Source organism: Desulfopila aestuarii DSM 18488, assembly GCF_900143695.1.
GTDB classification, from domain to species: domain Bacteria; phylum Desulfobacterota; class Desulfobulbia; order Desulfobulbales; family Desulfocapsaceae; genus Desulfopila; species Desulfopila aestuarii.
In genome coordinates this window covers 1-26,522 of record NZ_FRFE01000047.1, presented here as the reverse complement: position 1 = coordinate 26,522, position 26,522 = coordinate 1, and the positions used below count along the sequence as shown (strand labels likewise).

General features: G+C 51.0%; 23 protein-coding genes, 3 tRNA genes, 2 rRNA genes, 1 other RNA gene and 1 pseudogene. 6 read left to right on the top strand and 24 right to left on the bottom strand.

Translation table 11 applies throughout. From position 1 onward, the window contains the following. From BUF15_RS24495 to tadA, 17 genes and pseudogenes are all read right to left on the bottom strand, one after another. A pseudogene (locus BUF15_RS24495) lies at positions 1-210 on the bottom strand (IS256 family transposase); the annotation flags it as partial. A gap of 224 nt (positions 211-434) precedes the next feature. Then, positions 435-511, bottom strand: a tRNA-Pro gene (locus tag BUF15_RS24490). A gap of 68 nt (positions 512-579) precedes the next feature. After that, the gene (locus tag BUF15_RS24485) at positions 580-975 is read right to left on the bottom strand and encodes a MerR family transcriptional regulator (RefSeq protein ID WP_073616736.1); all 396 of its coding nucleotides are present in this window, start codon (positions 973-975) and stop codon (positions 580-582) included. 40 nt (positions 976-1,015) lie between these two features. Continuing rightward, a complete protein-coding gene (locus tag BUF15_RS24480) occupies positions 1,016-1,306 on the bottom strand; it encodes an integration host factor subunit alpha (RefSeq protein WP_073616734.1) in 291 nt (96 codons plus the stop codon). Between the two features lie 6 nt (positions 1,307-1,312). After that, positions 1,313-3,754, bottom strand: coding sequence for a phenylalanine--tRNA ligase subunit beta (pheT, locus tag BUF15_RS24475; protein WP_073616733.1), 2,442 nt, complete (start codon positions 3,752-3,754; stop codon positions 1,313-1,315). 26 nt (positions 3,755-3,780) lie between these two features. Continuing rightward, entirely contained in the window at positions 3,781-4,794 is a 1,014-nt protein-coding gene (pheS, locus tag BUF15_RS24470; protein WP_073616731.1) for a phenylalanine--tRNA ligase subunit alpha, read from the bottom strand. A 100-nt stretch (positions 4,795-4,894) separates the two neighbouring features. Next, positions 4,895-5,251 (bottom strand): 50S ribosomal protein L20, encoded by a 357-nt coding sequence (gene rplT, locus BUF15_RS24465; RefSeq protein WP_073616729.1) that lies wholly within the window; start codon positions 5,249-5,251, stop codon positions 4,895-4,897. A gap of 95 nt (positions 5,252-5,346) precedes the next feature. Then, positions 5,347-5,544 (bottom strand): 50S ribosomal protein L35, encoded by a 198-nt coding sequence (gene rpmI / locus BUF15_RS24460; RefSeq protein WP_073616727.1) that lies wholly within the window; start codon positions 5,542-5,544, stop codon positions 5,347-5,349. Positions 5,545-5,700: 156 nt separating this feature from the next. Beyond that, positions 5,701-6,192, bottom strand: a complete 492-nt coding sequence (gene infC / locus BUF15_RS24455) for a translation initiation factor IF-3 (RefSeq protein WP_268753224.1) — start codon at positions 6,190-6,192, stop codon at positions 5,701-5,703. Positions 6,193-6,475: 283 nt separating this feature from the next. Then, on the bottom strand, positions 6,476-8,404 hold the full coding sequence (gene thrS, locus BUF15_RS24450; protein ID WP_073616723.1) for a threonine--tRNA ligase: 1,929 nt from the start codon (positions 8,402-8,404) through the stop codon (positions 6,476-6,478). A gap of 79 nt (positions 8,405-8,483) precedes the next feature. Next, positions 8,484-8,558 (bottom strand) — tRNA-Val (locus BUF15_RS24445). Between the two features lie 126 nt (positions 8,559-8,684). Further along, positions 8,685-9,287: a recombination mediator RecR gene (gene recR, locus BUF15_RS24440; RefSeq protein ID WP_073616721.1), complete on the bottom strand. Its 603-nt coding sequence runs from the start codon at positions 9,285-9,287 to the stop codon at positions 8,685-8,687. 14 nt (positions 9,288-9,301) lie between these two features. Beyond that, positions 9,302-9,622, bottom strand: coding sequence for a YbaB/EbfC family nucleoid-associated protein (locus BUF15_RS24435; RefSeq protein WP_073616719.1), 321 nt, complete (start codon positions 9,620-9,622; stop codon positions 9,302-9,304). A 27-nt stretch (positions 9,623-9,649) separates the two neighbouring features. Next, positions 9,650-11,491 carry a DNA polymerase III subunit gamma/tau gene (dnaX, locus tag BUF15_RS24430; RefSeq protein ID WP_073616717.1) on the bottom strand — a complete coding sequence of 614 codons (1,842 nt, stop codon included), beginning with the start codon at positions 11,489-11,491 and terminating at the stop codon, positions 9,650-9,652. 43 nt (positions 11,492-11,534) lie between these two features. Continuing rightward, positions 11,535-11,631: signal recognition particle sRNA small type (gene ffs, locus BUF15_RS24425), an RNA gene on the bottom strand. A gap of 22 nt (positions 11,632-11,653) precedes the next feature. Next, positions 11,654-11,739, bottom strand: a tRNA-Ser gene (locus tag BUF15_RS24420). Between the two features lie 196 nt (positions 11,740-11,935). Continuing rightward, entirely contained in the window at positions 11,936-12,463 is a 528-nt protein-coding gene (gene tadA, locus BUF15_RS24415) for a tRNA adenosine(34) deaminase TadA (protein WP_084554553.1), read from the bottom strand. 110 nt (positions 12,464-12,573) lie between these two features. Here tadA and BUF15_RS24410 point away from each other — a divergent pair, with 110 nt between their 5' ends. Continuing rightward, on the top strand, positions 12,574-13,959 hold the full coding sequence (locus BUF15_RS24410; protein ID WP_073616715.1) for a sigma-54-dependent transcriptional regulator: 1,386 nt from the start codon (positions 12,574-12,576) through the stop codon (positions 13,957-13,959). Between the two features lie 31 nt (positions 13,960-13,990). On the opposite strand, the gene BUF15_RS24405 is transcribed toward BUF15_RS24410, so the two are convergent. The 3 genes from BUF15_RS24405 to trpB are packed head-to-tail and all read right to left on the bottom strand — an operon-like array spanning position 13,991 to position 17,848. Then, positions 13,991-15,769, bottom strand: a complete 1,779-nt coding sequence (locus BUF15_RS24405) for a M3 family oligoendopeptidase (RefSeq protein ID WP_073616713.1) — start codon at positions 15,767-15,769, stop codon at positions 13,991-13,993. 40 nt (positions 15,770-15,809) lie between these two features. Beyond that, positions 15,810-16,574, bottom strand: a complete 765-nt coding sequence (trpA, locus tag BUF15_RS24400) for a tryptophan synthase subunit alpha (RefSeq protein WP_073616711.1) — start codon at positions 16,572-16,574, stop codon at positions 15,810-15,812. Between the two features lie 41 nt (positions 16,575-16,615). Continuing rightward, positions 16,616-17,848, bottom strand: a complete 1,233-nt coding sequence (gene trpB / locus BUF15_RS24395) for a tryptophan synthase subunit beta (protein WP_073616709.1) — start codon at positions 17,846-17,848, stop codon at positions 16,616-16,618. 208 nt (positions 17,849-18,056) lie between these two features. Between trpB and fliW the strand changes: the two genes are divergently transcribed. Further along, entirely contained in the window at positions 18,057-18,488 is a 432-nt protein-coding gene (fliW, locus tag BUF15_RS24390) for a flagellar assembly protein FliW (protein ID WP_073616707.1), read from the top strand. 73 nt (positions 18,489-18,561) lie between these two features. Here fliW and BUF15_RS24385 read toward each other — a convergent pair whose 3' ends face one another. Next, positions 18,562-20,190 (bottom strand): hypothetical protein, encoded by a 1,629-nt coding sequence (locus tag BUF15_RS24385; RefSeq protein ID WP_073616705.1) that lies wholly within the window; start codon positions 20,188-20,190, stop codon positions 18,562-18,564. 48 nt (positions 20,191-20,238) lie between these two features. Continuing rightward, positions 20,239-21,093 carry a 16S rRNA (cytidine(1402)-2'-O)-methyltransferase gene (gene rsmI / locus BUF15_RS24380; RefSeq protein WP_073616703.1) on the bottom strand — a complete coding sequence of 285 codons (855 nt, stop codon included), beginning with the start codon at positions 21,091-21,093 and terminating at the stop codon, positions 20,239-20,241. 156 nt (positions 21,094-21,249) lie between these two features. Between rsmI and BUF15_RS24375 the strand changes: the two genes are divergently transcribed. The 4 genes from BUF15_RS24375 (at position 21,250) to BUF15_RS24355 (ending at position 25,864) form a co-directional block, all read left to right on the top strand. Then, positions 21,250-21,618, top strand: coding sequence for an ArsR/SmtB family transcription factor (locus BUF15_RS24375; RefSeq protein ID WP_073616701.1), 369 nt, complete (start codon positions 21,250-21,252; stop codon positions 21,616-21,618). A gap of 33 nt (positions 21,619-21,651) precedes the next feature. Further along, a complete protein-coding gene (locus tag BUF15_RS24365) occupies positions 21,652-22,788 on the top strand; it encodes an SO_0444 family Cu/Zn efflux transporter (RefSeq protein ID WP_159441377.1) in 1,137 nt (378 codons plus the stop codon). A 234-nt stretch (positions 22,789-23,022) separates the two neighbouring features. Next, positions 23,023-24,153: a 6-phosphofructokinase gene (locus BUF15_RS24360; protein WP_073616738.1), complete on the top strand. Its 1,131-nt coding sequence runs from the start codon at positions 23,023-23,025 to the stop codon at positions 24,151-24,153. 379 nt (positions 24,154-24,532) lie between these two features. Next, complete coding sequence (locus BUF15_RS24355; protein WP_073616695.1) at positions 24,533-25,864, top strand: PhoH family protein; 1,332 nt, start codon at positions 24,533-24,535, stop codon at positions 25,862-25,864. 156 nt (positions 25,865-26,020) lie between these two features. Here BUF15_RS24355 and rrf read toward each other — a convergent pair. Further along, positions 26,021-26,137 (bottom strand): 5S ribosomal RNA (gene rrf, locus BUF15_RS24350). Positions 26,138-26,301: 164 nt separating this feature from the next. Continuing rightward, positions 26,302-26,522: ribosomal RNA gene (locus tag BUF15_RS24345) — 23S ribosomal RNA — on the bottom strand; the annotation flags it as partial.

Below are 26,522 nucleotides of genomic sequence, written 5' to 3'. Positions count from 1 at the left end.
AATTTCTCTTTCAGGCAAATAGCCATTGCGCACAACCTGCATGTGCCCTTTCTCATTTCTCAGCTCTGCGTAATACTGGAGCAGGTCCTGCAATTCAGCCTCAACCGCATCAGCAATGAGTTGTCGGGCGCCGGTACGTAACAGTTCGGTCAGCGGGTCTTCGACAAACTCTCCTGGCTTTTTCAGTGTGATAACTTTACTGTTGATCATGACGTATCCTTTTTTGTTGGAATTCTGTTTTGGCGAACTGATTCCAACAGGATACGTCATTTCTTTTTAAATTCTCCCTCAAACACCACTTTTGAGCATAACTCCGATTTCTGCCGTCATAGAGACAAATAACCACCAGATGGATAATTACCAACAACAACCAGAAAAGCATAAAAAAAGGGGATTAACAACCCATTATCGTTGTTAATCCCCTAAAACTCTAGTGGTCGGGATGAGAGGATTTGAACCTCCGACCCCCTGAACCCCATTCAGGTGCGCTACCAGACTGCGCTACATCCCGACCTGTGCCGCCTTATGTACCATGAGTTCCTTGGCCTGTCAACACAAGCGAAGTGAAACCAAGGTGGTTTAGGTGTTTTTATCAATAATCCGCTGAAGTTGTTGCAGTTCGCTCTTGATCGTGTCAAGTGCCTTGGCGGCCATCCTCTCCTTGTTCCGCACTTTTGGAGTAGTTGCAGAGAAGACGGGAGGGGGCTCATATATTACCTGGCCACTTTGGCCACCCTCCTCAATGAGCTTTCGTGCTCCAGCGATGGTGTACCCCTGCTCGTGGAGCAGGACCTTGATCTTCAGGATGAGTTCAACATCCTCGCGCCGATAGAGTCGCTGTTTGGAATTGGCCCGTTTCGGCTTGATGCCTTTGAACTCCGTTTCCCAATAGCGCAGGACGTGGGTCGGTACCTGCGCGAGCTTGCCGACTTCACCAATTTTAAAGTAAAGCTTGTCCGGTATGTTGAATTGCATATGGCCAGCTTACCCCTTTCATTGATGACGAGCGAGCTGGTTAAACGTTAATCTGCTCTCTCAGCTTCTTGCTCGGTCGAAAACTTACTGTCTGGCGCTTCTTGATGGTGATCGACTCTCCAGTGCGCGGATTGCGTCCCCGGCGGGGCTGCTTGTCGCGAACAGAGAAGGTTCCGAAGTGTACCAGTTTAATGGTCTCTCCATCAAGAAGAGCCTGCTTCATGGTGTCGAGAAAGCTGTCCACAATATCGGCGCAGCTGCTCTGTGGGTAGCCGAGCTGATTGCTGATTGCCTCGGCCAAATCTTTACGGGTCAAATTGCTACTGTTCATATATCCTCATGCATCACGTAGACTGCCACCGAATGTATCGGTAAGCAACTTTACAACTTTTGTGTGAGCCTTTTCCACATTTTTCTCAGTCAGCGTCTTGGTTGCTGAACGATAGGTAATGGAAACCGCCACACTTTTATATCCTTTTTCGATCTTACCGCCTTGGAAGACATCAAAAATCTCGGCGGATTCGATCAGCTTTTCGCGGCTCTCATGAACCTTGGCGAGTAGTTCGCCTGCGGAGACGGTTACCGGCACAACCAGTGCGATATCGCGCTTGACCGAGGGGTAGACCGGCAGGGAACTGAAACTGCGCGGAGCAGCCTGCAGCTCGCAGATGTTGTCGAAGTTGAGTTCGAAATAGTACACATCGTGCTTGATGCCGAAACTGCGCAGTACGTCAGGAAGCACCTTGCCAATCATGCCAAGCAGGGTGTCACCGGCAAAAACGAGCAGAGAATAGTCGGAGTCGCAAAATTTTTCCACCCCTTCTTCAACCGGATGGACAAATTTTATTGGTGCGGTGCTATTTTCTGTAAGTCGCATCTCTTCGAGCAGGTACTCAACGGCACCCTTGGCGTCAAGGATATCAACGCCTTCAGCCTTGAAGTAGAGCGGGGAAGCTTCGCCGTGCCTACTGCCACAGAGAACACCGGCGAGATGGCTTGTTTCCAGAGGTTGGCTGTTTTCCTCGAGTGGGCGGAACACCTTGCCGACCTCAAAGAGTTTGACGGCGGTTTTCTGGAAACTGATATTGCGTTTCACATTCTCTAAAAGACCCGGCAGCAGCATGGTGCGCATAACGGCTTGGTCTTCAGAGAGCGGGTTGAGCAGATGGACAAACTGACGGCGGGTGTCGTCAGCATCAAGACGTAACATGTCCACGTGTTTGGCGCTGGCAAAGCTGTAATTGATTGCTTCTGAAAAACCGATGGCAAGCAACATGCGGGTCGCATCGGCACGTTTAAACCGTCGCGTATCCTGTTCGGGGTAGCTGAGGTCGGCACCGGGCAGGGTGGTCGGAATATTGTTGTAACCGTAGAGACGGGCTACTTCCTCAACAAGATCTGCCTCACGATCAATATCGACCCGGAAGGTGGGGCAAAGCACCCACATCGTGTCTTCATCTTTAGGCTTACAGATGAAACCTATGGACTGCAGCAACTCGGCAATGCGGTCATAGCCCAGCTCAATACCGATAAGCTGGGCGGTTCTGGAAATTTTCAACTCAAGGGAGTTCATTGGCCGACGGCCGCCGAAACAGTCAGCACCGGCATCTTCGGCAGTACCGCCGGCAATTTCAACCAGCAACTGTACTGCACGATCCATTGCATTGATCGTGCCACCCGGATCGACGCCGCGTTCAAAGCGGTACGAGGCATCAGTGGCAAGATTGACCTTGCGGGCGGTGCGGCGAATAGAGACTGAATTGAAGCAGGCACTCTCCAGTAGTACATTGACGGTTTGCGGTGTGACTTCGGAATTCATCCCACCCATGACACCGGCGAGTGCAACTGGTTTTTCACCGTCGCAGATCAGCAGCGTTTCATTATCAATCTTACGATCAACAGCGTCGAGAGTAATAAATGTATCTTCACCTGCACGGGGTACCCGTACGACAATTTTTCCACCTGCGAGAGTATCGAAGTCAAAGGCGTGAAGGGGCTGGCCGTATTCCATCATTACGTAATTCGTTACATCGACGACGTTATTGATGGGTCGGAGGCCAATAGCCTTAAGCTGACGGCGAAGCCACCATGGAGAGGGCCCAATCTTTACACCTTCAATGAGGCGGGCGGCATAACGGGGGCAAAGTTCAGGGGATTCAATATCTATCTGGAATTTTTTGCTGGTGTTGGCTACTTCGCGATCTTTAACTGGTACCATTAGCTCCCGACCAGTAATTCCGGCTATTTCACGGGCAATACCGATGACGGAGGCGCAGTCAGGTCTATTCGGGGTGAGATCAACCTCGATCATGGTATCGGCAAGGCCCATTACCTCGATGAACGATTGACCATGCTGCACATCATCGGGCAGCTCCATGATACCTGTATGGTCCTCACTTAAACCCAGCTCGCGTTCAGAGCAGATCATGCCAGCGGATTCGATACCACGTACCTTTGACTTCTTGATCTTGAAATTGCCGGGGAGGGTGATGCCAGGCAGAGCGACGACCACGTTCAGTCCAGCCCTGGCATTGGGAGCACCGCAGACGATCTGATGGAGTTCTTCTCCAATCTGTACCTCGCACACCTGCAGTTTATCAGCATCCGGATGTGGTTTGGCGGTGACGATATGACCAGTCTTAAGATCGGAGAGATCCTGATACAGGTTTTCAACGGAATCGACTTCAAGACCAAGCATGGTAAGATGATCAGCCAGCTCTGAGGTAGAGATTCCTTCAATATCTACATAATTTTGCAACCAGTTACGCGTTAACTTCATGGCAGTAGAGTCTGTGAAATGGGCGATTAGAACTGGGAAAGAAAACGAAGGTCGTTTTCATAGAAAAGCCTGATGTCGTCGATGCCGTATTTCAGCATGGCGATGCGCTCGATACCAAGACCGAAGGCAAAGCCGCTGTAAACATCAGGATCATAACCGACCATCTTAAATACCTCAGGATCGATCATGCCTGAACCGAGAATCTCAAGCCAGCCGGTTTTCTTGCAGACGCGACAACCTTTACCACCGCACATGACACAGGCAATATCCACCTCAGCGCTTGGTTCGGTGAATGGGAAGAAGCTGGGGCGAAAACGAAGATCGAGTTTTTTGCCGAACATCTTTTCGGTAAAGACGCTTAAAACACCTTTTAAGTCGGCAAAGGAGACTTTCTTGTCGACGAGAAAGCCCTCGAGCTGATGGAACATCGGTGTGTGGGTGATATCGGAGTCGCAACGGTAGACCTTGCCGGGCGCGATGACCCGAAGCGGTGGCTGCTGGGTCTCCATGATTCGGGCCTGCATGGGTGAGGTATGGGTGCGGAGCAGGATCGATTCGCTGACATAGAAGGTGTCGTGCATATCCCTTGCCGGGTGGTGGGCAGGGATATTGAGTGCTTCGAAGTTATAATAATCATGCTCGACGTCCGGGCCTTCAGCCACGGAAAATCCAAGGTTTTCAAAAATGGCACAGGCTTCATTCATCACCCGAGTAACCGGATGGAGTCGACCTGTCTGCGGGCGACGTCCTGGAAGGGTGAGATCTGGACGGGTAAGGTCTTTTCCGGAAGGCGCAGAAGAGAGCAGCGCAGAGCGTTTTTCTTCAAAAAGCGCTTCAAGCTCGGCCTTCATGGTGTTGGCCAGTTGTCCAACCCTTGGACGGTCTTCGCTCGGCACAGTACCGAGCTGACGCATGATGGTGCTGAACTGTCCTTTACGTCCCAGGTAACGGATGCGGAAGTCTTCCAGTTTGCCGGGATCGGTCAGCGACTCGAGATGAGCCTTAGCTTCAGCAGCCAGGCTGTGTAGTTCCTGTTCCATAGTAGCGAGAAAGTTGAGTGCTCAAGGAAACAGCAAGCCGGTTAATGGTTTGAAACCATTACCGGCATGCATGAAGAATAAAACGTGTGAAGAAGTATGCTTACGCGTTTGCTTCTTTGGCGATCTGCACAATTTTGGAGAACGCCGTGGCATCAAGGATTGCCATATTGGCAAGGACCTTTCTGTCTAGCTCGATGCCAGCTTTCTTCAGACCACCCATCAGCCTGGAGTAGCTCATCTCATTCATGTGGGCACCGGCATTGATGCGGGCAATCCACAGACGGCGAAAATCTCTTTTCTTCTGACGTCTGTCGCGGTAGGCATAAACCAAGGCGCGATCAACCGCCTCAGTGGCGCTTTTGTACAGACGCGAACGGGCACCGTAGTAGCCTTTTGCGAGTTTCAGAACCTTATTTCTTCTTCTACGTGCCTTAAAACCTCGTGTGACGCGTGGCATTGTCGAACTCCTTGTATTCCCGCATGACGGGCGGGGTAAACGGTTTGGATCGAGCACAGATATCTCTTGTGCTCAGAAAATCCTCACCGCAAATTTTACATGTACGGCAGAATCTTTTTGATTCCTTTGTGATCAGCAGCGGAAACGATATCGCTCTGACGCAGGCCGCGCTTACGCTTTGTTGATTTTTTGGTCAGGATGTGGCTGGAAAAAGCCTTGTTACGTTTAATCTTTCCTGAGCCAGTCATCTTGAAGCGCTTGGCTGCGCCCCTGTTGGTCTTCATCTTTGGCATGGTAACACTCCTTTGCGCTCCACTATACAGGGCTATCCGACGGTCATGCACTCGGAGGGAAAAGCGAGTGGTCAAACCATTCTTTAGCGTTGTCGTTATATAAACATTGAGTTTCAAACGGGGGAGGGTGAAACTCAAACTCAATAAACGTTAAAATTACTTCGGTCCTACGAACATCACCAGCTGACGCCCTTCCATTTTGGGAGGCTGCAGGAGGATTGCATCTTCCTGCAATGCTTCAGCGATGGAATTCATGGCTTCAAGTCCGAGGGTCTGAGCATAGACAATCTCGCGGCCCCTGAAACGCATGGTAATTTTGACCTTGTTTTTTGCCGCCAGGAACTTCTTGATATTTTTGATCTTGAAGTTCATATCATGTTCTTCGGTTTTTGGCCGGAACTTGATTTCTTTGGTCTCGACAACGGTCTGTTTTTTCTTTGCTTCCTGTTGTTTTTTCTTCTGCTCGTAGCGGAACTTGTCGTAGTTCATGATCCGGCAGACTGGCGGATCGGCATTGGCTGATACCTCAACAAGGTCAAGCCCTTCTTCAAAAGCTTTTTCCTTTGCTTCCTCGGTGGGTACAACCCCGAGCTGGGACCCGTCACTACCTATAAGTCTGACTTTCGGATAACGAATGTGCTCATTAATAATGGCAGCTGCTTCGCGTTGAACTGGCGCTTGCCTTCCTCTCTTGTTGTTAATAACTATACCTCCTCGGATCTACGAGCTTTGAAATTGGAATTCGTACCGGTATCCCAAAAGCGAATGATAATAGCCCATTTTTTCGTTCCGGTACACGATAAAATTGTTATGAATGCAAAAAAAAGCAGCGAGAACCAACGGGTCGCTGTGCTAACCCGCTGGAATCGTGCAAGACTCCTTATTCTATCAGGAGCTGTATTACTTTGTCACTATGGTGTTTCCGTGAGAATCAGATGCCACGGCCTGCCTGAACTTCCTCCTGGACCTTGGCGGCAAACTCAGCGATGGACATAGGCGGCAGGTTTTTGCCGTCGCGCAGCCTGACAGTGACTGTACCGTCTTCTTTTTCCTTGTCGCCAATGATCAGCATGTAAGGAATTTTCGCGAGTTGTGCTTCTCTGATTTTATAGTTCAATTTTTCATTGCGCAAATCTTTTTCGATGCGCAACCCGGCTTTTCTGAGCTTCTCGTAGACTTCAAGGCCATAGTCGGCCTGATCGTCGGTGATGTTCATGATGCGGGCTTGAATCGGTGTGAACCAGAGCGGGAACGCACCAGCGTAGTGCTCAATCAGTACGCCGATAAAACGTTCCAGTGATCCCATGAGCGCCCGATGGATCATGATTGGCTGATGCTCGGTATTGTCGGCGCCGACATAGGTCATCTTGAATCTTTCCGGCAGGTTGAAATCTACCTGGATGGTGGAGCACTGCCAGGCGCGACCCAGCTGGTCCTTGATCTTGATGTCAATTTTGGGGCCGTAAAAGACACCCTCGCCGGGATCGATCTCAAAGCCAAGACCTTTTTTCTCGAGAGCGAGTTTCAGCGCATTGGTTGCCGCTTCCCAGTTCTCATCGCTGCCCACATATTTTTCAGGGCGGGTGGAGAGATAGATGTCATAATCGGCAAACCCGAAATTCTTCAGAATGTGCAGGTTCAGTTCGAGAATGTTATAAATCTCGTCTTCGAGCTGATCCGGGCGACAGAATATATGGGCATCGTCCTGGGTGAAACCGCGGACGCGCAACAAACCGTGCAGGGCGCCTGCCCTTTCGTAGCGGTAGACAGTGCCGAGCTCACACCAGCGTAACGGGAACTCCCGGTAGCTGCGTTTGTCACTTTTATAGACACCGATGTGGAACGGACAGTTCATCGGCTTCAGTTGGTAACGAACCTCGTCGATGTCCATGCCTGAATACATGTTCTCGCCATAGAAATCGAGATGGCCGGAGGTCTTCCACAAGTCCTGGCGGGCAATGTGCGGGGTGTAGAGCAGGTCGTAATCGTGGCGATAATGCTCATCCTTCCAGTAGTCTTCTATGAGGCGACGCAGCTGGGCACCTTTGGGCTGCCAGAGGATGAGGCCTGGACCGATCTGGTCGTCGGTGGTAAAAAGCTGCAGTTCTTTACCGAGGCGGCGATGGTCCCGTTTTTTTGCCTCTTCCAGAGCGTTCAGGTATTTCTTCAATTCCTTGGCGTCAAAGAAAGCGGTGCCATAGATACGCTGCAGCACATCGTTCTTCTCATCGCCGCGCCAGTAGGCACCGGCTACGCGCAGGAGTTTGAAGGCCTTGATAAACGAGGTGTTTGGCAGATGCGGGCCTCGGCAGAGATCCTGGAAGCCGCCGACACTATAAAGTGAGACAGCGTCGGTCTGAAGATCGCGGATGAGCTCCACCTTATATTTTTCACCTTCGGCCTCAAAGGCTCGTGTAGCGTCGCTGCTTGCTATCTCAGTGCGAATAAAGGGCAGATTCTGATTGGCGATCTCCGCCATGCGAGCTTCAATTTTCTCAAAGTCTTCCGGAGTAAACGGTTCTGATCGTAAAAAATCATAATAAAAGCCGTTTTCTATGGAAGGGCCGATGGCGACCTTGACGTCGGCACCGAAGAGATCACGCACCGCGTGGGCCATGATATGGGCTGTGGAATGGCGCAATACATCGAGCCCTTCCGGCGTGTCGATCATGATGGGGCTGAGGACGGTGTCTTCGGTCAGGATGGTAGTAAGATCAACGATCGAGTCACCAACTTTGGCCGCGACGACCCGCTTACGCTGTTTGTTTGACAGGAGTTTGCTTAGAGCTTCCTGGACGGTGCTATTGGCAGGAACAGCTGCGGGTTCGCCATCTTGTACTGAAACGGCAATGTCAGACATAGTCTTCTCTTCCCATATAAAAATAAAGGCTAAAGAACAACGACGATCTGGGATGGTCGTTCTACTTTAGCCTTATGTTTGGTAGGCGCGGAGGGGATTGAACCCACGACATCCACCACGTCAAGGTGGCGCTCTCCCACTGAGCTACGCGCCTGCGTTAGCATTTTTTTGGGCGGCTCACTGCAGCACAGGCGTGACATGCAGCGAACGCGCTTGAATTACCAATAATACAAAATGATGTCAAGCAAAAATGATGAATCAATTTCACTCGTGAACCATTTTATTTCGCTAGCGAGCGACTTTCAATGGCCCGTGCCAGAGTGTGTCTGTCGGCGTACTTGATGTCCATTCCCATGGGAATGCCACAGGCAAGCCGAGTTAGCTTCACCGGAGCGTTTTGCAGCAGGTCGATAAGATACGAGGCAGTGGCTTCGCCAGGTACCGTGGAGCTGGTGGCGATCAGAATTTCCTTTACCGTGCCGCTGTTAATACGGGCAATCAGCTCTTGAATTTTGAGCTCGTCGGGACCGATGCCGTCGATGGGCGATAGCACACCGTGCAGAATATGATAGTGGCCCCTGAAGCTGGCGGTTTTTTCGATGGCCATCAGATCGCCCGGTTCTTCGACCACGCAGACCAGCTCACCGTCACGGCGTGCATCTGCGCAGATACCACAGGGATCACTTTCGGAAAAGGCGAAGCAGCAGGAACAGAGCTGGATGGAGGCGTGCAGTTCAGCCAATGCCTGGGAAAGTTCCTGGGCGTATCCTACGGGGCGACGCAGAACGTTCAGTGCCAGCCGGGTAGCCGTTTTTCGCCCGATTCCTGGAAGTTTGCCAAGATCGTCAATGAGCCGGTCGAGAGCCGGAGGAATTACTTGCATGAGACCTGGAAAATCTATTTCATAAAGTTGGAAAGACCAGGCAGATCTAGACCACCAGTGAGGCTGCCAAGTTCGTTTTTACTCAGTTCCTTGACTTTTCGCAGTCCGTCATTGGTTGCGGCGGCAATCAGGTCCTGCAGCATCTGGGGTTCGTCGGGATTGATGAGCAGCTTCTCGATTTCAACAGAGAGGACGTCGCCCTGTCCATTCAAGGTGACCTGGACCATGCCGCCGCCAGCGGAACCGACAATGGTTTTCTTGGCCAGATCTGCCTGGATCTGTTTCATCTTCTGTTGCATCTGCTGCGCCTGTTCCATGATCTTGGTGAAATCCATGGGTGCTTTCCTGAAAATAAATAAGGTTTATCGTGATCGCGGCCCGATCCTGATATCGCCGATTTGTCCGTGAAAAATTTCCGCGGTCATGATGGTCAGGGGATCGTGAGCCAGTTGCTGTCGTTTCTGCTGGGGGGAATCAACACCGTTTTTTTCATCCGGGTTGTCTTCGACCTTGGGCAATATGAAGTGTACCTTGAGTTCTTTCTGGAAAAAATCAAGGACGAACTCGGTAAGCTGGTTTTTGTTTTCTTTTCGACGAAGAAGCGAACATTCTGCCGGATCATCATAGTGAAGCTGCAGTTCGCCATCCACTTCTTTCACCCGGGCACGGTTCAGATCCTGGGCCATCCAGATAATCCGGTCTTTCACGTAGGTGATGAACTCGGGCCAGTGTTTACGGATATCCTTGGCATGGGCATGGACTTCGGGAACAGTGGTTGCAGGAGTCGGTTTCGGTGTAGCGTGCACTTCTGCGACGGATTTTTGCACAGCGGCTGCTGGTTGAGGCACAGTGCGGTTGGCAGAGAATGGCTCATGAGGAGTATTGTTGCCGTTTTCCTCTTCGGGTAAAGGGATTTCTCCGTAATCTGGCGGCTCCGGCGATAACTCAGAGGTAATTTTTTTTTTGACTGGTTGCGAAGGCTGGGCTGGTGGTGGTGACGTTGTCGCAGCTTTGGGGGCCGGTGGCGCAACCGTTACCGCAGGCCGAGATGCTGAAGACTGTCCGTCTGAACCAAGCAATTGTTGCAATTTTCCGAGGATGTCTGTGACTGCCACGATATTGCCGGCCTCGATGATTTTTAAGAAACCGGTCTCAAGTGCCAGGCGTGGCTGGCTGGAATACCGGATATCCTCAACCATCCGCATCAGAAGATTCAATTTCTGATGAATGGTCTCTGGGGAGAATCTGGCGGCCATATCACGGCAGCGGTGCAGTTCTTCGGCCGGTATATCGAGTAGTTCGCTGCAGCCCTCGATCCTGGTGAGCAGGAGAGTGCGGAAACATTCCAGCAAATCAGAGGAGAACCGCTTGATATCCATGCCAAAGGCAAAAATATCTTCGAGGGATTTCAGGGCAGTGGTTCTGTCTCCGGTCAGGAGAGCTTCGCTCAATTGCCAGAGGATGTCACGGTTGACTAAGCCGAGTACCTCGGTTACGTCTTGAATGCTGATCTTTTTTTCACCAAAGGAGAAGACCTGGTCGAGAAGACTCAAGCCGTCACGTACTGACCCTTCAGCTTCACGGACGATAAGCGATAAGGCCTTTGGTTCTATCTCGACTTCTTCCTGAAGGGCGAGTTTTTCGAAATGTTCACCGAGTTCAGCCGCTGGAATGCGTTTGAGTTCATACTGCTGGCAGCGGGAGAGAATGGTGATCGGGATCTTGTGCAGCTCCGTGGTGGCGAACATGAAATAGACATGTTCGGGCGGCTCTTCCAGGGTCTTCAGCAAGGCGTTGAAGGCCTCGGTGGTGAGCATGTGCACCTCGTCGATGATAATGATCTTATACTTGCACGAGGTGGGCAGAAACTTGATTTTTTCCTTCAGCTCCCTGATTTCCTGGATCCCGCGGTTAGAGGCGCCATCGATCTCGATCAGATCGAGCGAGGAGCCGGTCATTATGTCACGACAGGGGTTACATGCATTGCAGGGGCGGTTGTCGCCATTACCTTCACAGTTGATGGCCTTGGCCATGATCCGGGCCAGTGTGGTCTTGCCCACTCCGCGCACGCCGGAAAACAAAATGGCGTGTGCCACCCGGTTGCGGGCGAGGCTGTTCTGCAGAGTTTTGACAACAGAGCGCTGACCGACAACCTGGTCGAAGGTCTGGGGACGGGATTTTCTGGCGAGAACAAGATAGGACATGCGTCACCGTGGGAGAGATTTCAGTCAGGGAGGATAAAAAGATGATAGCCGGGCTACCTGCGGCACACGAAGAGTGTCACTACCGTTGCTTCCTCCCGGACCTGGCGGGGTTCGTGATTCTTCGTTGCGCAGACCCGGCTATCAAACCGAAATCATATATTGTGGCGGAGAAGGAGAGATTCGAACTCTCGGTACTTGCGTACACACGCGTTCCAGGCGTGCACCTTAAGCCACTCGGTCACCTCTCCGCATATCGGTTGTCCCGATGAAAATGTGAAACACTATGTAAACTGTCAGAGCCTATTTGGCAATGAAAAACTGAGAAAAGTGGAAAAAGTCTCTGAGCTGACAATAGTAGGTATAAAGGATGAAACTTATCATATTCCGGTCTGTCTTTCAAGAAGGGGACATCCATAACGCTCATATGGTGCCGTCTTGCCTTGACTATGGTTGTTGTTTTCTTGCTGCGCGCTTTTCTTGAAAAAAGGTGCGCAGCAAATCACTGCATTCTGCTTCAAGTATACCTGAAGTGATAATCAGCGGGTGATTCAACCGCCGGTCACTGCCGATTGGGTAGAGCGAGCATACAGCACCTGTTTTGGGGTCAGTTGCACCGTAGACCAGCCGTTCCACCCGGGCGTGAATGATAGCGCCGATACACATGAGGCAGGGCTCCAGCGTCACATAGAGTGTGGAACCTGGTAACCGGTAGTTATGCAGCTGTTGGGCGGCGGTTCGCAGTACTCGGATCTCAGCGTGGGCAGTAGGGTCATGGAGCAGGATGGGCTGATTGCCTGCTGCGGCGATCAGGTTTCCGTCTTTTACCAGTACTGCTCCCACCGGCACCTCACCCAGGTCGGAGGCGGCTTTTGCAGATTTTAAGGCTATCTGCATCCATTTCTCATCTTCAGCCTGAAGGCTTAGAGAAAAGGCCGTTTCTGTCTCTATATCGTCAATTTGTTGTCGTGTCATTCATCAATGCTGGAGGAGATTGATAACGGATCAATTTGCATTTTCACCAAACAATCCCTATAACAGTAAAAAACCAATTACATTTTTGAAATCCTCTTCCCAGGGACGCCATGTACGCAATTCTTATGTTCGATTCGTGTGAACAAACCCGTAATGACATGGCCACAGCGCTTTCCCACCGCTGCAGGCTGACCTGTAGCACCGGCATGAAAGAGCTGCAGGCCGAGCTTGATGTCCGCCAGTATGATCTGGTCCTTCTAGACGTCGATGCGGGCGGGGAAAATGCGTTGAAACTTCTTGAGGAAATCCATGGGAAGAATCCGTACCTGCCAATTATTATAACCAGTAAATCGGAAAAAGCCGAGATTATTGTCGAGGCCATGAACCGTGGTGCCAGCGACTTCCTGGTACATCCTATTTCACGAGAGCGAATCTATATTGCCGTGGACAAGGCGATTGAGCTTCGTGACAATCGTAACGAAATCGCCTATCACCGTCACCTTCAGGATGTCGTTTATGATTTTGGCGATGTGATTGCCGAGAGTGAGGTGATGAAGAAAATCATGGTGAGTCTGCAACGCTTTGCGGCAACGGATTCCACTATTCTGATCACAGGTGATACGGGGACCGGGAAAAGTTTTCTTTCAGGAACTGTCCATTTCAACTCGCCGCGACGAAAAAAGCCTTTCGTGAAAATCAACTGCGCCAATATTCCAGTTGATCTCCTTGAGTCAGAGCTGTTTGGTCATGAAAAAGGAGCTTTTACCGGGGCGGACAAACAGCGGATTGGCAGGTTTGAACAGGCTTCCGGTGGAACAATTTTTCTTGATGAAATCGGCGAAATGACCATGGGGTTACAGACCAAGCTGCTGCGGGTATTGGAAGAAAAATGCTTTGAGCGGGTAGGCGGCAACAAGACTATTTATTCGGACGTACGAATCATTGCCGCAACGAACAAAGACCTGGTCGGCCAGGTGGAGAAGGGGTTGTTTCGGGAGGACCTCTATTACCGGATCAATGTACTGCCGATCAGGCTACCATCGTTGAGAGAACGGCCCGAATGTCTGCTGCCGCTGGCCAATTTACTCTTGAAAAAGTACTGCAAATCCATGCGCAGAAATATCCAGGGGTTTTCCGAAGCGGTCGAAAAGCGTATTGAAGACTATGACTGGCCGGGAAATATCAGGCAACTCTCAAATGCGATAGAGCGGGCAGTTATTTTAGAAGACAGCCCAATTATTCGCAGTGCCAGCCTGGCATTGCCGGAGGTCGTGAGAAGACGACCCATCGAAAAGATCTTGGAAAAAGAAGTAATTGAGAACGATAGCGAACAATCATTGATGGAGCACGAACGTCGACTTATCGTTGCAGCCCTTGAGGAATCTCTCTGGGTACAGAAAATCGCGGCGAAAAAGCTCGGTATTACGCCGCGATCGCTTAACTACAAGATCGGGAAGCTGGGCATCACCCATCCACATTGGCGCAGAAACAGCTGATGCCGTCTTTCCTGGCAAGAAAATGATGGTTTTATTCAATCTGACCGACCATCTCCTCTATGACATCAAGCCCTTGGTGCCAGAAGGCTGGAGAGTCGAGATCAATACCAAAGGGCTTGACCAGTTCATACGGTGTATCCGACCCACCGGCGGCCAGCAGCGTTAGATACTTCTGGATGAACCCTTTGCCCTCCTGCTGATAAATTTTATAGAGTGCCAGTACCAGCAGCTCGCCAAACGCATAGGAATAGACATAGCCCGGTGTGTTGAGAAAGTGGGGGATATAGGACCACCAGGTTCCATAGTCGTCGGTGAGGGTGACGGAATCGCCAAACATCTGGCGCTGGGTGGTCAGCCAGTATTCCCCCAGTGCTTCACTGCTCAGTTCTCCTTTTTCTCTGCGGCCGTTGTGCATGGCATCTTCGAAGCGGTTCATGGCGGTCTGTCGGAAGATGGTGGCAAAGATTGACTCCAGCTTCTGACAGATAAAGGCACGTTTTTCGGCTTCACTCCTGATCAGTTCCAGCTGGCTGTTGAAAACCAGCAGTTCGGCGAAGACTGAAGCAGTCTCCGCCAGGACCAGTGGGGTATCGCTATTGTAATAGCCTTTCCGGGCCGCAAGTACCTGATGGACGCCGTGGCCGAGTTCGTGTGCGACGGTGGAGACATCACGCAATGTTCCGGTATAATTGACGAGTACATAGGGATGCACTTCCGGGACGCAGGGGTGGGCAAAGGCGCCACCTCGTTTGCCGGGAGTGACTGGTGCATGAATCCAGCGTTTTGTGAAAAAGTCTCCTGCGATATCGGCCATTTCCTGGGAAAAATCGGTAAAGGACTCAAGAACAGTCTTCTGACAGGTGGGCCAGTCAATTTTAGTTGACGGCAGCGAGGGGAGCGGGGCGTACCGGTCGTAATCGTAGAGTTCCCCGAGTCCTAGCAGTTCACGCTTGACCCGGTAATAGCGTTGCACCAGATCGTAACGGCTGGTAACAGCAGTCACCAGTGAGGCCACTGTGGCATCGTGCAGCTGGTTGCCCAGATTCATCGAGCCGATCCAGCTTTCGTAATTGCGGATCCGGTCGGAAATCATCTTGTCGGCAGCCAGGGTGTTGAAAATGTGGGTGAGAATATGGTTCTGGCTCTTCAGCCCCTCAGTCAATTCAGCTGCTGCTGTTTTCCGTATCTCATGATCGTTGTGGTACAGGTCGGTCAGCACCTCTTCTTCGCTTCGTCCCGTCGGGCCAAATTTCAGGTGCCCGAAGACCTTTTCAAAAAGCGTGGTCCAGCTTCGGCGGCCTACCGGTTGGGTTTCGAGCAGCAACTTTTCTTCTGATTCTGGCAACTGGTGCGGCAGATAGCGCCGCATGGAGCGAAGATAATGGCTATAGGAGGCAAGAATCGGGCTTTTTAGAATAGCGCCCGCCTGCTCGTCATTGATCCTGTTCCATTCCAGTTCAAAAAAGACTGTTTCTTTGCCGCATTGACTGACCAATTCACGGATTCGCTGGTTGAGCGCACCAGCTTCGGCATTATTGACCTGAGTGGTGAAATTGAGAAAGGCGTAGGTGGCAAGCTTACCGAGACTGCAGTCCAGCCGTTCAAGCCTGTTTACCAGCCGGAAAAGATCTTCGGGCGAAAGGGATGTAACCTTTTGGTAGTATTCGCTGCGGATTGCGGCCGCCTCTTCGCTTGCACGGGCCATGTCCTGCTCAAGCTGGCTTACATCACCGGTTATATAGAGGTCCTCAAGCTGCCAGAGAACCTCAGTGGTCGACAGGGTCTCGTTGATCGATGTTGTTTCGGTCATAGTCCATTCTCCTCGGTGGTGAGACAGGGCATGTGATGGCTTAGCGTAGCCCTTGTATAAATGGTCCTACTGCCTCTGGTCCCTGTTCATCTACCAGGCGGATGGTCTGGGAGCCGATTACTGCCATATCGGCACGTCCTTTCAGGGCCTCGATATCTTCTTTGTCCTGGATGCCGAAGCCAACCGCAATGGGCATTCGGGTGGCATTGCGACAACGGGCGAGGTACTCGTTGAAGTCATCGCCAAACGATGACTTCTTGCCGGTTACGCCACGTCGGGCAACACAATAGATGAAGCCCTGGCCCATGGAGTCAAGAGTGGCCATCCGTTCCTGGGTTGAAGTAGGCGCAAAGATCAGGATCGGGGCGATCTCGTTCTCTTTGGCCAGCCGAAAGAAATTCTCTCCCATTTCCGGCGGGAGATCGGGAATGATCAGGCCCTTGATGTTCGCCTCTTTTGCTTCAGTAAAGAATCGATCTTCCCCGTGTTTAAAAAGTATATTGTAATAGGTCATGAAGAGGAAGGGGATATCGTAAGTCGCAGCCATCTCTGCTCCGAAGGCGATGCACTGGGCAACGGTGGTGCCATTGGCCAGGCTGTCCTGATTTGCCTTTAAAATGACCGGTCCGTCGGCCATCGGTTCGGAAAAAGGGATCTGCATCTCGATGCAATCTACTCCGTTTTCTACCATCTGACGGACAATCTCCCTATTGGCTTCAAAGGAAGGATAGCCCAGAACGATGTGGGTCATGAGCAGGATGTCTTTTTTTTCTTTACGCTGCCTCAGTATCTGTTCAAGTTGCATGGTGTGCCTTCTCTATAGGATATCGTATTCACTTGAATGTGTTATGATTTCGAACTGTATTCCGCGGCCCTGCTGATGATGAACTCCTTCCAGCTGGGATCGTCGTAGGCGTGGGCAATAGTGAAGATATCCTTGTCGCCGCGGCCGGACATGTTGATGATGATTGCCTCATCTTTGGCAATGGTCGGGGCTTCTTTGAAGGCCTGAACAAAGGCGTGGGAGGATTCCAGTGCCGGGATAATGCCCTCCAGCTTCATGGTGAGATCGAGTGCCGCCATCACTTCCTTGTCGGTGGCTGCTTCAAACCTGACCTGTTTTTTCTCCCAGAGGTCGGATAGAATCGGGCTCACGCCAACATAATCGAGACCAGCTGCAACTGAGTGGGTCTCAAGCATCTGGCCGTCTTCATTTTGCAGGAACATGGTCTTGTAGCCCTGGGCCACCCCGGGACTGGCGTCGGTACCGCAGAGACGGGAGGCGTGCATACCGCTGTCGATACCGTGGCCTCCGGCCTCAACACCAACCAGTTCAGTGTCGGTATCAAGATAGTGATAGAATGAACCCATGGCGTTGGAACCGCCGCCTACACAGGCGTAGATTCTGGCCGGTAGTTTACCGTGCAGTTCCTTGATCTGCTCTTTTGTTTCTTCGCTGATGATTGACTGGAACCAGGTGACCATTTCCGGAAAAGGAGCGGGACCGCAGGCGGTGCCAAAAACATAGTGTGTCGAATCGATATTGGTAACCCAGTCGCGAAAGGCCTCGTTGATCGCATCCTTCAAGGTGCGGGAACCATCTTTTACCGGCACCACAGTGGCGCCCATCTTCTCCATCCAGAAGACATTGGGGCGCTGGCGGCGCACATCGACTTCACCCATGTAAATGGTGCAGTCAAAGCCGAATTTGGCAGCCATGGTGGCGGTGGCCATTCCGTGCTGACCCGCTCCGGTTTCCGCAATGACCCGTTTTTTACCCATCCGTTTGACGAGTAAACCCTGGCCCATGACATTATTGGCCTTATGTGCGCCGGTATGATTCAAATCTTCGCGCTTAATAAAAATGCGTGCCCCGCCGAAATGATTGGAAAGGTTTTCTGCATAGGTGAGTGGTGTTGGTCGGCAGGAGTAGGTGCGCATCAGGTGCAGGTATTCCTGCCAGAAGGCGGGGTCGTTTTTGGCCCGTTGATATTCAACATGCAATTCCTGAAAGGTCTGGTGGAGGATCTCGGGAATATAGGCGCCTCCCCAGTTACCGAAAAAACCTTTATTATCCATCGTTAACTCCATCAAAATGACATCGCGCGGAAGGCGCGCGGGTTAAAAACAAGGCAGTGTGTACAACCAGGTGGGTAACAACTGCGAAAAACGTTTACGAGGTGAGGGGTAATCCTGTTATTTCGGGTGAATACCTTGATAGCCAATGATATTATCTGCTATAGTGAATGATCCAGTAGTTCTATACCAACCAGCCAAGGAGAGGAAAATGGTACCAGCCGAGCATGATGCAGCGCAACCGATAATGGATTCAGGAAAAGTCATCACCTTTCCGAAAGGTATTCCCGGATTTGAAACCTACACCAAATACACGCTTTTTCACAAGCAGGAAAATAAAACCTGCGTCTACTGGATAGAATCGGTCGACAGCCCCGGCGTTACTTTTACCCTGGTGGATCCCACCGATTACGGGCTGAACTACTCGATGGATCTCTCCGATGACGAGGCGGTTGCCCTAGGCACCGATGATCCCCGTGAGCTTGCCGTGTTGCTGATGCTCTCGAAAAAAGGGGAGGACGGTAAGGCTTCTTCTCTGCATGCCAATATTGCCGGACCGATAATTCTCAATCCTGAGAAGCGTCTTGGTATCCAGAAGGTTCTTGCTTCGGCGCGTTTGGACGTGAATATCGTTCAGCAGTAACTGGATTTGCTCATGGGCATTGTACTTTCGCAATGCCCATGAATTTTTTTCATCTGCCGCTGTTCTTTTGCCTCTAGTCGCCAAGCTCAGCCAGCTTGTTGCGTAACACCGCGGCAAAATCTTCGGGGTAATGACCGTTTATGAATCTGAGTTGTGCTTCGCTGAAGGCACCAGGCGATTCGGGAAGTCGCGGCAGAAAGGCGTAAAGCAGCGGTTGGCCGGGTTCTCCTCTGTTGCCGATCCGCTTCGGGTACTCAATCGAGGTGACCATCCTGGCGCCGATGGCGGCCAGTGCTTGTTGAGCCTTGAGGATACCGGTGTTGAGCGACTTGCGTGTCCTGGCGTCGCATTCCAAAATGTTTCCCGCCGGGAGTTCATTTTTCCCTTCCAACGTTATCAGCTGTAATTCCCACTGCGAAGTTTGGGCCTTGGGAACAAAGAGCATGGCATTCTCATCCTGCCAGACGATGAGGCTCTTTTCCAGATCTGTACGTTCGTCCATCCTGACGTTATTGGTGATGGCGGCAAGATAGTCGACGAAAAAGTCGCGGCCATATACTCCGCGATAGCGCTGCATCACGTCGGCGATCATGTCGCCGCAACCAAAGGCAGGCAGGGTGAAGTCCGGATCCTGGAGATTACCGCTGTAGCCTTCTACCGTATCAGGGATCATGGCGTACTGTTGGTGCACTTGCTGATGGGAGGCATGCAGCCGGTATTTCGAAGGGGCGTAATCAAAACCAAAATTCCAGCCCCAGAGGGTTGCTGTGGTGGAGAGATCCTTTTGAGAGAGAGCGGTGAGGATAGCATGGCGCAGGTCCTCGAGCGTCTGTTCAGTGAGTTTCGTCTCTGTTTCAGGTAAAACCAGTCCAAGTTCCGTGGCGATCCGAACATAGGTGCGCTGGTAATAGAGATGCCGTAAACCGTCCATGTCTGCCAGGGTAAGATCGGCGATGGCATAACGGATGGCGTCTTCGGCCATGTTGGCTGCGTAGTGGCCACCAGCTATATAGGAGTTGCGGCGCAGGTACTCGTAGACATGGGTACCGGTTTTGCGGGGAATCTCTCCTACAATTTCACTGCCACCCTGAGCACCGGGCCTGATGACCATTGCAATCTTGTAAGAGTCTGGTAGATGCGGATTGTTTGCAACCGCCTCAAAGAGCAGATGATTATGGATTACCGGCCGGATCACGCCGTTGGGTGCTTGTTGATAACCAAGCCCGGTGGCTTCACCCTTCCCATTTTTTTCAATAATGCAGCTTAACTCAGCAAGCTGCATGAGGTCGGCGGGATCGGTGGAGCAGGTGGCCAGCGCCAGTTGCACCGGCTCTGGCATTTTGGCCAGAAGTGCAGGCTCAACTCCGTTTTTTGCCAGGACACCGGTCAGTGAAACAGGTTTCGGCAATGGCAGCCTGATACGGCTGTAATCCCTGGCGCTGGCATCGGCCCACTCTTTGTCAATATAGGTGACACCCTTGAAGGGGAAGGGGTTGGGTATTTCGAAGATCCAGTCACTATTTTCAACCTGTACATCGGCAGCGGGATAATTGCGGTGGTTCTCTATCGGTTGACTGTCCGGCAAATGCCCAAGGGTGGTGACGGCGGTTTCCTGCCGCATGGAGGTAACGGTGTAATGAGGTTTATGAATGCCGTAAATAAACCTGCCTTCAGGAGTCACACAGCTTCGTATCCGGTTCATGGTCTTTGGTCAAATCGTCTATTGGTTGAATTGAATTTCGTGTATCTGTCAGCCTTTGGCCCAGATCTCCAGGGCCTGCTGATAAATTTGCGAACGAGAGAGCCCCAGGTCCTTGGCGAGCTTGCGGCAGGCATCCTTCATGGAGAGTTCAGAGTGGTCGCGGTACCAGATAAGCAGCTCTTCAAGGTTTTCTCCTGCGGCTTCCTCCCGGTTGCCGGGGCCGATGATAATGACGAATTCGCCGCGGCTATTCTCGTCGCGGCACTGTTCAAGGAGTTCGCTCAGTGATCCTTTATATATTTCCTCAAAAGTCTTGGTCAGCTCGCGGGCCCAGAGAGCCTGCCTGTTTCCAAGAATCTCCAGCGCTTCTTTTAGAAAGTCGGCAACGCGGCGCGGCGCCTCATAGAACACTACGGGATATTCTGAGTGGATGAGTGACGTAAGCAGCTTTTTCCGCTGACTGCTCTTCGTAGGCGGAAATCCGAGAAAGAGGAAGGAGCCCTCATGAAAACCGGAGCAGGAGACTGCCGCCGAGAGGGCCGAGGCACCTGGAATAGGAACAACCTTGATGCCCGCCTCATGGGCTAACTGTACCAGAATAGCGCCAGGATCAGAGATGGCCGGTGTCCCTGCGTCGCTCACCAGGGCGACATTTTCTCCATTCTGCAGACGATCGATAAGTACTGCCCCGCGCTCCTGTTCTTTTTCCCGATAGTAGCTCATAAGTGGAGTACGAATATCAAGATGGTTGAGCAGTTTTTTGGTATGCCGGGTGTCTTCAGCCGCGATGAGGTCGACTTCTTTAAGTGTACGCATAGCCCTCAGCGTGATGTCTTCAAGGTTGCCAATCGGTGTGGCGACAATGTAGAGGATACCCTGGGCGGTTTTGTCGGTTGTGTTCATGCAATGGTTGCGGGGTTGAGGATAGTTGGGGGAGGAGGATCGAGTGCATTATGCTCAATAGAGGACAAAAATGCATCTGCTTTCTTGACAGATGTTACCTTATGGTGAATATATGAACAGATACTCATATAGCAAAAGGAGGCCAGAGGGGCGATAATGGACAAAGAACTGTGCGGATGTAGGGTCATCCATCAGGACAAGGTGGATTCGGCAAGAATAAAGGAGTTGGATCCAGATGAAATAGAGGAACTGAGCCAGCTCTTCAAGGCCTTCGCTGATGGGAGCAGGCTGCGTATTTTACAGGCCCTGGCTATTCAGGAAATGTGTGTCTGCGATCTTGCGGCTCTTCTGGAAATTTCTGAGTCGGCTGTGAGTCACCAACTGCGATTTTTACGAAATCTCAAACTCGTCGCCAATCGTAGAGAGGGAACTATCCTCTATTACCGGCTTCGCGACCAGCATGTCACGGCATTGCTGGCTGTGGCGCTTGAACATCTGCGCGAAGGCCAACCGGCCATTGTGTAGGTAATTAATCCATTCACGTACTACAGGTTTTCCATGTTGATTGAATTACCACTCGCAATATTGCAGGCAGGCATGCATATCCTGCTCGACTCCTCGGTCTACATCCTCTTTGGTATCCTCATTGCCGGCCTTTTGAAAATAGTGCTGAATCCTGATGTCATTTTTCACCATCTTGGGCGTGGTCGTTACAGTTCCGTTCTCAAAGCGGCACTATTCGGGGTTCCGCTCCCACTCTGATCCTGTGGAGTGCTGCCGGCGGCAGCATCCTTACAGAAACAGGGGGCAAATAAGGGAGCAACCACAGCTTTTCTTATTTCAACACCCGAATCAGGGGTGGATTCCATTGCTATAACGTATGCCTTGCTTGATCCGATCATGACACTGGTGCGGCCTGTCGCGGCCTTTGTTACAGCCGTGGCGGCAGGTTTTCTCGAAAACCTGCTGAACTGGCGGGAACCAAAAATTCTGGTAAATCATTCCAAGACGCAGGAGTCTGGCAACTGTTGCCCCGGAGAAGGACAACACGAGCATACGCAGCACCATTCGTTGATAGGAAAAATCAGAACCGGAATTCAGTACGGGATAGTTGATATCTGGGGTGAAATTGCCCTGTGGTTTTATATTGGCCTTGGGATTGCCGCACTGATAACAGTGTTGGTTCCTGATGCCCTGATGGTCAACCTCCTGGGTGGCGGTTTATCTTCCATGTTTATTATGCTGCTTGTCGGTGTCCCCTTGTATATCTGTGCAACGGCCTCAACTCCTATTGCCGCTGCCCTCATTTTGAAAGGTGTCAGTCCTGGGGCTGCTTTGGTGTTTTTGCTGGTGGGACCAGCGACCAATGTGACATCACTTTCGGTACTCTTCGGATTGCTTGGAAAGAAAAGCACTTTCCGATACCTGTTGGTTCTCTCAACTGGAGCGGTGCTTTTTGGCCTCGGAGTTGATCAGCTCTACACCTTTCTGGATATTTCACCTCGGGCGATAATTGGAGAAGCGGCAGATATTATTCCTGAGCCAGTGCGAATCGGTTCAGCACTTCTTCTGGTGGTCTTTTCCATCAAGCCGCTCTATGGGCAGTTTCGAAAACTTTTTCAAAAGAAGCAGTCTAGTGTGAAATTCGTTAGTGGTTTTCCAGATATTCAGGGGCATAAACGGGGGCATAAATAAACACATTCAGAACCGATACGTACAAATTGCTCTGAAATGTGAGAGTATCATTACGAGGAGGTTACGAGTTACTGTGAGTGTCTGTTTGTGCCTATGATAGTGATTATTCAAATTAGGTTTGGCTGGGTAGAATAGTGATAACTTCAGTACGGTGATATTGGTGAAAATGTATTATTTCCAGTCTACCTGGTGGTTAAATACCTGAAAAGAAGCGTCCAAGATATGGGAACAAAGATGAAAAAACATATAGGTATCCTGACAGCCGGTGGAGACAGTCCAGGCCTGAATGCAGCAATACGTGCCATAGGTAAAACTGCACTTGGCAGCGGCAGAATCCAGATTGTCGGATTCCGTGATGGTTTTCGAGGCCTGATGGAGAACCGGACCATGCGTCTGGACTGGAACGTGCTGGCTTCCATTCTGACTCAGGGTGGAACCATCCTCGGCACCAGTCGTGATAAACCGCACAAAATGCCTGTGGGCAATGAAGTGATGGATATGACCCAGGTCATCTGCGACAATTACCGCCGACACAACCTGGACGCACTGATCTGTATCGGCGGAGGCGGAACTCAAAAAAACGCCTATCGTCTCGCACAACAGGGGCTAAATATTCTGACCCTGCCCAAGACTATTGATAATGACGTCGGTATGACCGATGTGACTTTTGGTTTTCATACCGCTATGGAAATCGCCACCGAGGCGATCGACCGGTTGCATTCCACCGCGCACAGTCATCACCGGATTATCGTGGTGGAGATCATGGGACATAATGCCGGCTGGCTGGCGCTAGGCGCCGGGTTGGCAGGAGGGGCCGATGTTATTCTGATCCCGGAGATTCCCTATGATCCCATCAAGGTGGCTCAGGCGATTCGCGAACGTCAGCAGCGCGGCACCAACTTCAGTATTGTGGCTGTGGCCGAGGGTGCAGTATCGGTGGATGAGTACAAAATCCTGAAACGATTGCGGGACCAGAAGGCAAAAGCCAAGGAGAATGGTGATAACAAGAAGGCGAAACAGTTTTCCGAAGAGCTGAAAAGTTTTGAGTCGACATTGACCAATAATACGGTGAGACTGACCAGCCAGTTGGAAGAGTTAACAGGTTTGGAGTCTCGGCTTACCATTCTTGGCCACCTGCAACGAGGTGGAACACCGAGTGCTGCAGACCGGGTGCTTGCGACTAAGCTTGGCAGTGCCTGCGTCGAGTATTTTGAGGAAGGAATACGAGGATGTATGATCTCGGTACGGGGGCAGGGGACTGAGCCGATTCCGTTGGAGGAAGTGATCGGTAAAAGGCATGTAGTCCCTGCTGACCATTGTTGGATACGTGCTGCCAGAAACGTCAACACCTGCCTGGGAGACTAAACTCGTCTACTCTTCATTTCCCCATGTTGTGCGGGAGAACAAATACGTCGCGTCGAACCTGCTCTCCCGCAGACATCGCTGTCTCTCTTCTTTGAGCCAATTCCTTAGTATTACCTTGATGCAATCTGATTCTAATGAATTGCTAACTTCGGTATCGTAGTGTTTATTATTGAGATGCCTCGATCGGGTGAGGTGGTCTAACTCTATCTCAATCGTCAGGAAATATTGTATAATGAAAATACAGACATATTTTCATTCAGGAGTTAGTCAATTCGATGATTTCATCGTTCATTTCGGATAAAATAGTTACCAGATTCAATAATAACTACAAAGAACACGTCGGCTGTCAATTCACGACCTTATCTCAACCTGGACCCTTATGACCTCTCAGAAAAAAACCTTTATCCTCGATACCAACGTAATCCTGCACGACAGCTCCTGCATACACAACTTCAAGGAGCATGACATTATCATCCCCATCACAGTTCTTGAAGAGTTGGACAACTTCAAAAAAGGCAGTCAGATAATCAACTATCATTCCAGACAATTTATACGAGCTCTTGATGAGTTAACATCGGAAAAGTTGTTCAACGGTGGGGTCTCCCTCGGACCTGACAAAGGTAAGATTTCGATTCGCCTCGAACGACCGATGCATGCAGACCTGCAGATGTCCTTCCCAAACGGCGAGAAGCCTGATCATAAGGTACTGAATGTCGCCTATCATCTTTTTCGGGAGCATCCGGAGAATGTCGTTATTCTTGTCAGCAAGGATATGAATCTGCGGATGAAGGCGCGTTCTGTCGGTTTAATGGCGGAAGACTACACCACCGATCATGTGCGTGACCCGAAAAAGCTCTATACAGGTTGTCGTTATGAGGACGAGGTTCCAGCTGAGGTGATAGAAAAGCTCTATGCGCAGGTGGAAGGAATCAGCGCTGAGGAATATAATACCGAGCCGCCGATGCGCTCCAATGAATTTGCTATCTTGAAAAACGGCAAAAAATCAGCTCTTGCTGCTTGTAAGCAGAGTGGCGACGGCTTTCACCTGGTGCAGAAACATTCGGTCTATGGGATTACCCCCAGAAACGCTGAACAGTCGTTTGCGGTTCATGCCCTGCTCGATCCCACGTTACCATTGGTGACCATTACCGGTAAGGCTGGCACGGGAAAAACGCTTCTGGCACTAGCAGCTGCACTGGAGAGCAGAAGGCATTATCGCCAGATACTGCTGACACGGCCTGTGGTACCCCTTTCCAATAAAGACATTGGTTACCTGCCAGGTGATATCCAGTCAAAGATCAGGCCCTATATGCAGCCGCTTTATGACAATCTTGGGGTGATTCGCAATCAGTTCATGGAAAACAGCGAAATGTACCAGCGGTTACAGCGGATGATTGATGACGAGAAGTTGATAATCGAGCCGCTGGCCTATATTCGTGGTCGCAGTCTGGTGCGGATGTATATGATCGTCGATGAAGCCCAGAATCTGACCCCTCATGAAGTGAAGACCATCATCACCCGGGCCGGCGAGGGGACCAAGATTGTCTTCACCGGTGATATTTACCAGATTGATCATCCCTACTTGGACATCCACTCCAACGGTCTTAGTTCACTCATTTATAAAATGCAGGGACAGAAGCTTTACGCTCATATCGACCTGCGCAAGGGTGAACGATCTGAACTGGCTGATCTTGCCAGTGATTTGTTGTGAAGTAGGGTAAGGCGAAGGAGGTGAGGGGAGTTTCCTGGTGAAAATGTGTCACATTTTCTCCCTTCACATTTAACTACTCTGCCTGGTTTTGTATTGGTCTCAGGATAAAACAAAACGCCCCGATCAGAAGAAACTGATCGGGGCGTTTGTATAAAGAATCGGCGGTGACCTACTCTCCCACACGGCTTCCCATGCAGTACCATCGGCGCTGAAGAGCTTAACTTCCGTGTTCGGAATGGGAACGGGTGGATCCTCTTCGCTATGACCGCCGAAAATCTCGGCTGTGAGGTGTAAGGGGTGAGGGGGAAGGGGACTTTAGTTTCGCGCCGGAGGCGCCAAACTGTACACTCCTTACTCCTATCACCTAACTCCTCACTATCAATAAAAAAGATAATCGAATAGTAGAGTAATCAGTAGTCAGTGTTAATCAAAAAAATGTGGATAAGCCTCACGGCTTATTAGTATCGGTAAGCTCCACGTGTTACCACGCTTCCACACCCGACCTATCAACGTTGTAGTCTACAACGAGCCTTGAGATGGCTAATGCCATGGGAAATCTCATCTTGGAGTGGGCTTCCCGCTTAGATGCTTTCAGCGGTTATCCCTGCCGAACTTAGCTACCCAGCAATGCCCCTGGCGGAACAACTGGCACACCATA

Coding starts and splice junctions, on each gene's coding strand:
- BUF15_RS24485 (WP_073616736.1), bottom strand. CDS start 975: ATGCAATTCAACATACCGGACAAGCTTTACTTTAAAATTGGTGAAGTC.
- BUF15_RS24480 (WP_073616734.1), bottom strand. CDS start 1,306: ATGAACAGTAGCAATTTGACCCGTAAAGATTTGGCCGAGGCAATCAGC.
- pheT (WP_073616733.1), bottom strand. CDS start 3,754: ATGAAGTTAACGCGTAACTGGTTGCAAAATTATGTAGATATTGAAGGA.
- pheS (WP_073616731.1), bottom strand. CDS start 4,794: ATGGAACAGGAACTACACAGCCTGGCTGCTGAAGCTAAGGCTCATCTC.
- rplT (WP_073616729.1), bottom strand. CDS start 5,251: ATGCCACGCGTCACACGAGGTTTTAAGGCACGTAGAAGAAGAAATAAG.
- rpmI (WP_073616727.1), bottom strand. CDS start 5,544: ATGCCAAAGATGAAGACCAACAGGGGCGCAGCCAAGCGCTTCAAGATG.
- thrS (WP_073616723.1), bottom strand. CDS start 8,404: ATGTCTGACATTGCCGTTTCAGTACAAGATGGCGAACCCGCAGCTGTT.
- recR (WP_073616721.1), bottom strand. CDS start 9,287: ATGCAAGTAATTCCTCCGGCTCTCGACCGGCTCATTGACGATCTTGGC.
- BUF15_RS24435 (WP_073616719.1), bottom strand. CDS start 9,622: ATGGATTTCACCAAGATCATGGAACAGGCGCAGCAGATGCAACAGAAG.
- dnaX (WP_073616717.1), bottom strand. CDS start 11,491: ATGTCCTATCTTGTTCTCGCCAGAAAATCCCGTCCCCAGACCTTCGAC.
- tadA (WP_084554553.1), bottom strand. CDS start 12,463: ATGACACGACAACAAATTGACGATATAGAGACAGAAACGGCCTTTTCT.
- BUF15_RS24410 (WP_073616715.1), top strand. CDS start 12,574: ATGTACGCAATTCTTATGTTCGATTCGTGTGAACAAACCCGTAATGAC.
- BUF15_RS24405 (WP_073616713.1), bottom strand. CDS start 15,769: ATGACCGAAACAACATCGATCAACGAGACCCTGTCGACCACTGAGGTT.
- trpA (WP_073616711.1), bottom strand. CDS start 16,574: ATGCAACTTGAACAGATACTGAGGCAGCGTAAAGAAAAAAAAGACATC.
- trpB (WP_073616709.1), bottom strand. CDS start 17,848: ATGGATAATAAAGGTTTTTTCGGTAACTGGGGAGGCGCCTATATTCCC.
- fliW (WP_073616707.1), top strand. CDS start 18,057: ATGGTACCAGCCGAGCATGATGCAGCGCAACCGATAATGGATTCAGGA.
- BUF15_RS24385 (WP_073616705.1), bottom strand. CDS start 20,190: ATGAACCGGATACGAAGCTGTGTGACTCCTGAAGGCAGGTTTATTTAC.
- rsmI (WP_073616703.1), bottom strand. CDS start 21,093: ATGAACACAACCGACAAAACCGCCCAGGGTATCCTCTACATTGTCGCC.
- BUF15_RS24375 (WP_073616701.1), top strand. CDS start 21,250: ATGGACAAAGAACTGTGCGGATGTAGGGTCATCCATCAGGACAAGGTG.
- BUF15_RS24360 (WP_073616738.1), top strand. CDS start 23,023: ATGAAAAAACATATAGGTATCCTGACAGCCGGTGGAGACAGTCCAGGC.
- BUF15_RS24355 (WP_073616695.1), top strand. CDS start 24,533: ATGACCTCTCAGAAAAAAACCTTTATCCTCGATACCAACGTAATCCTG.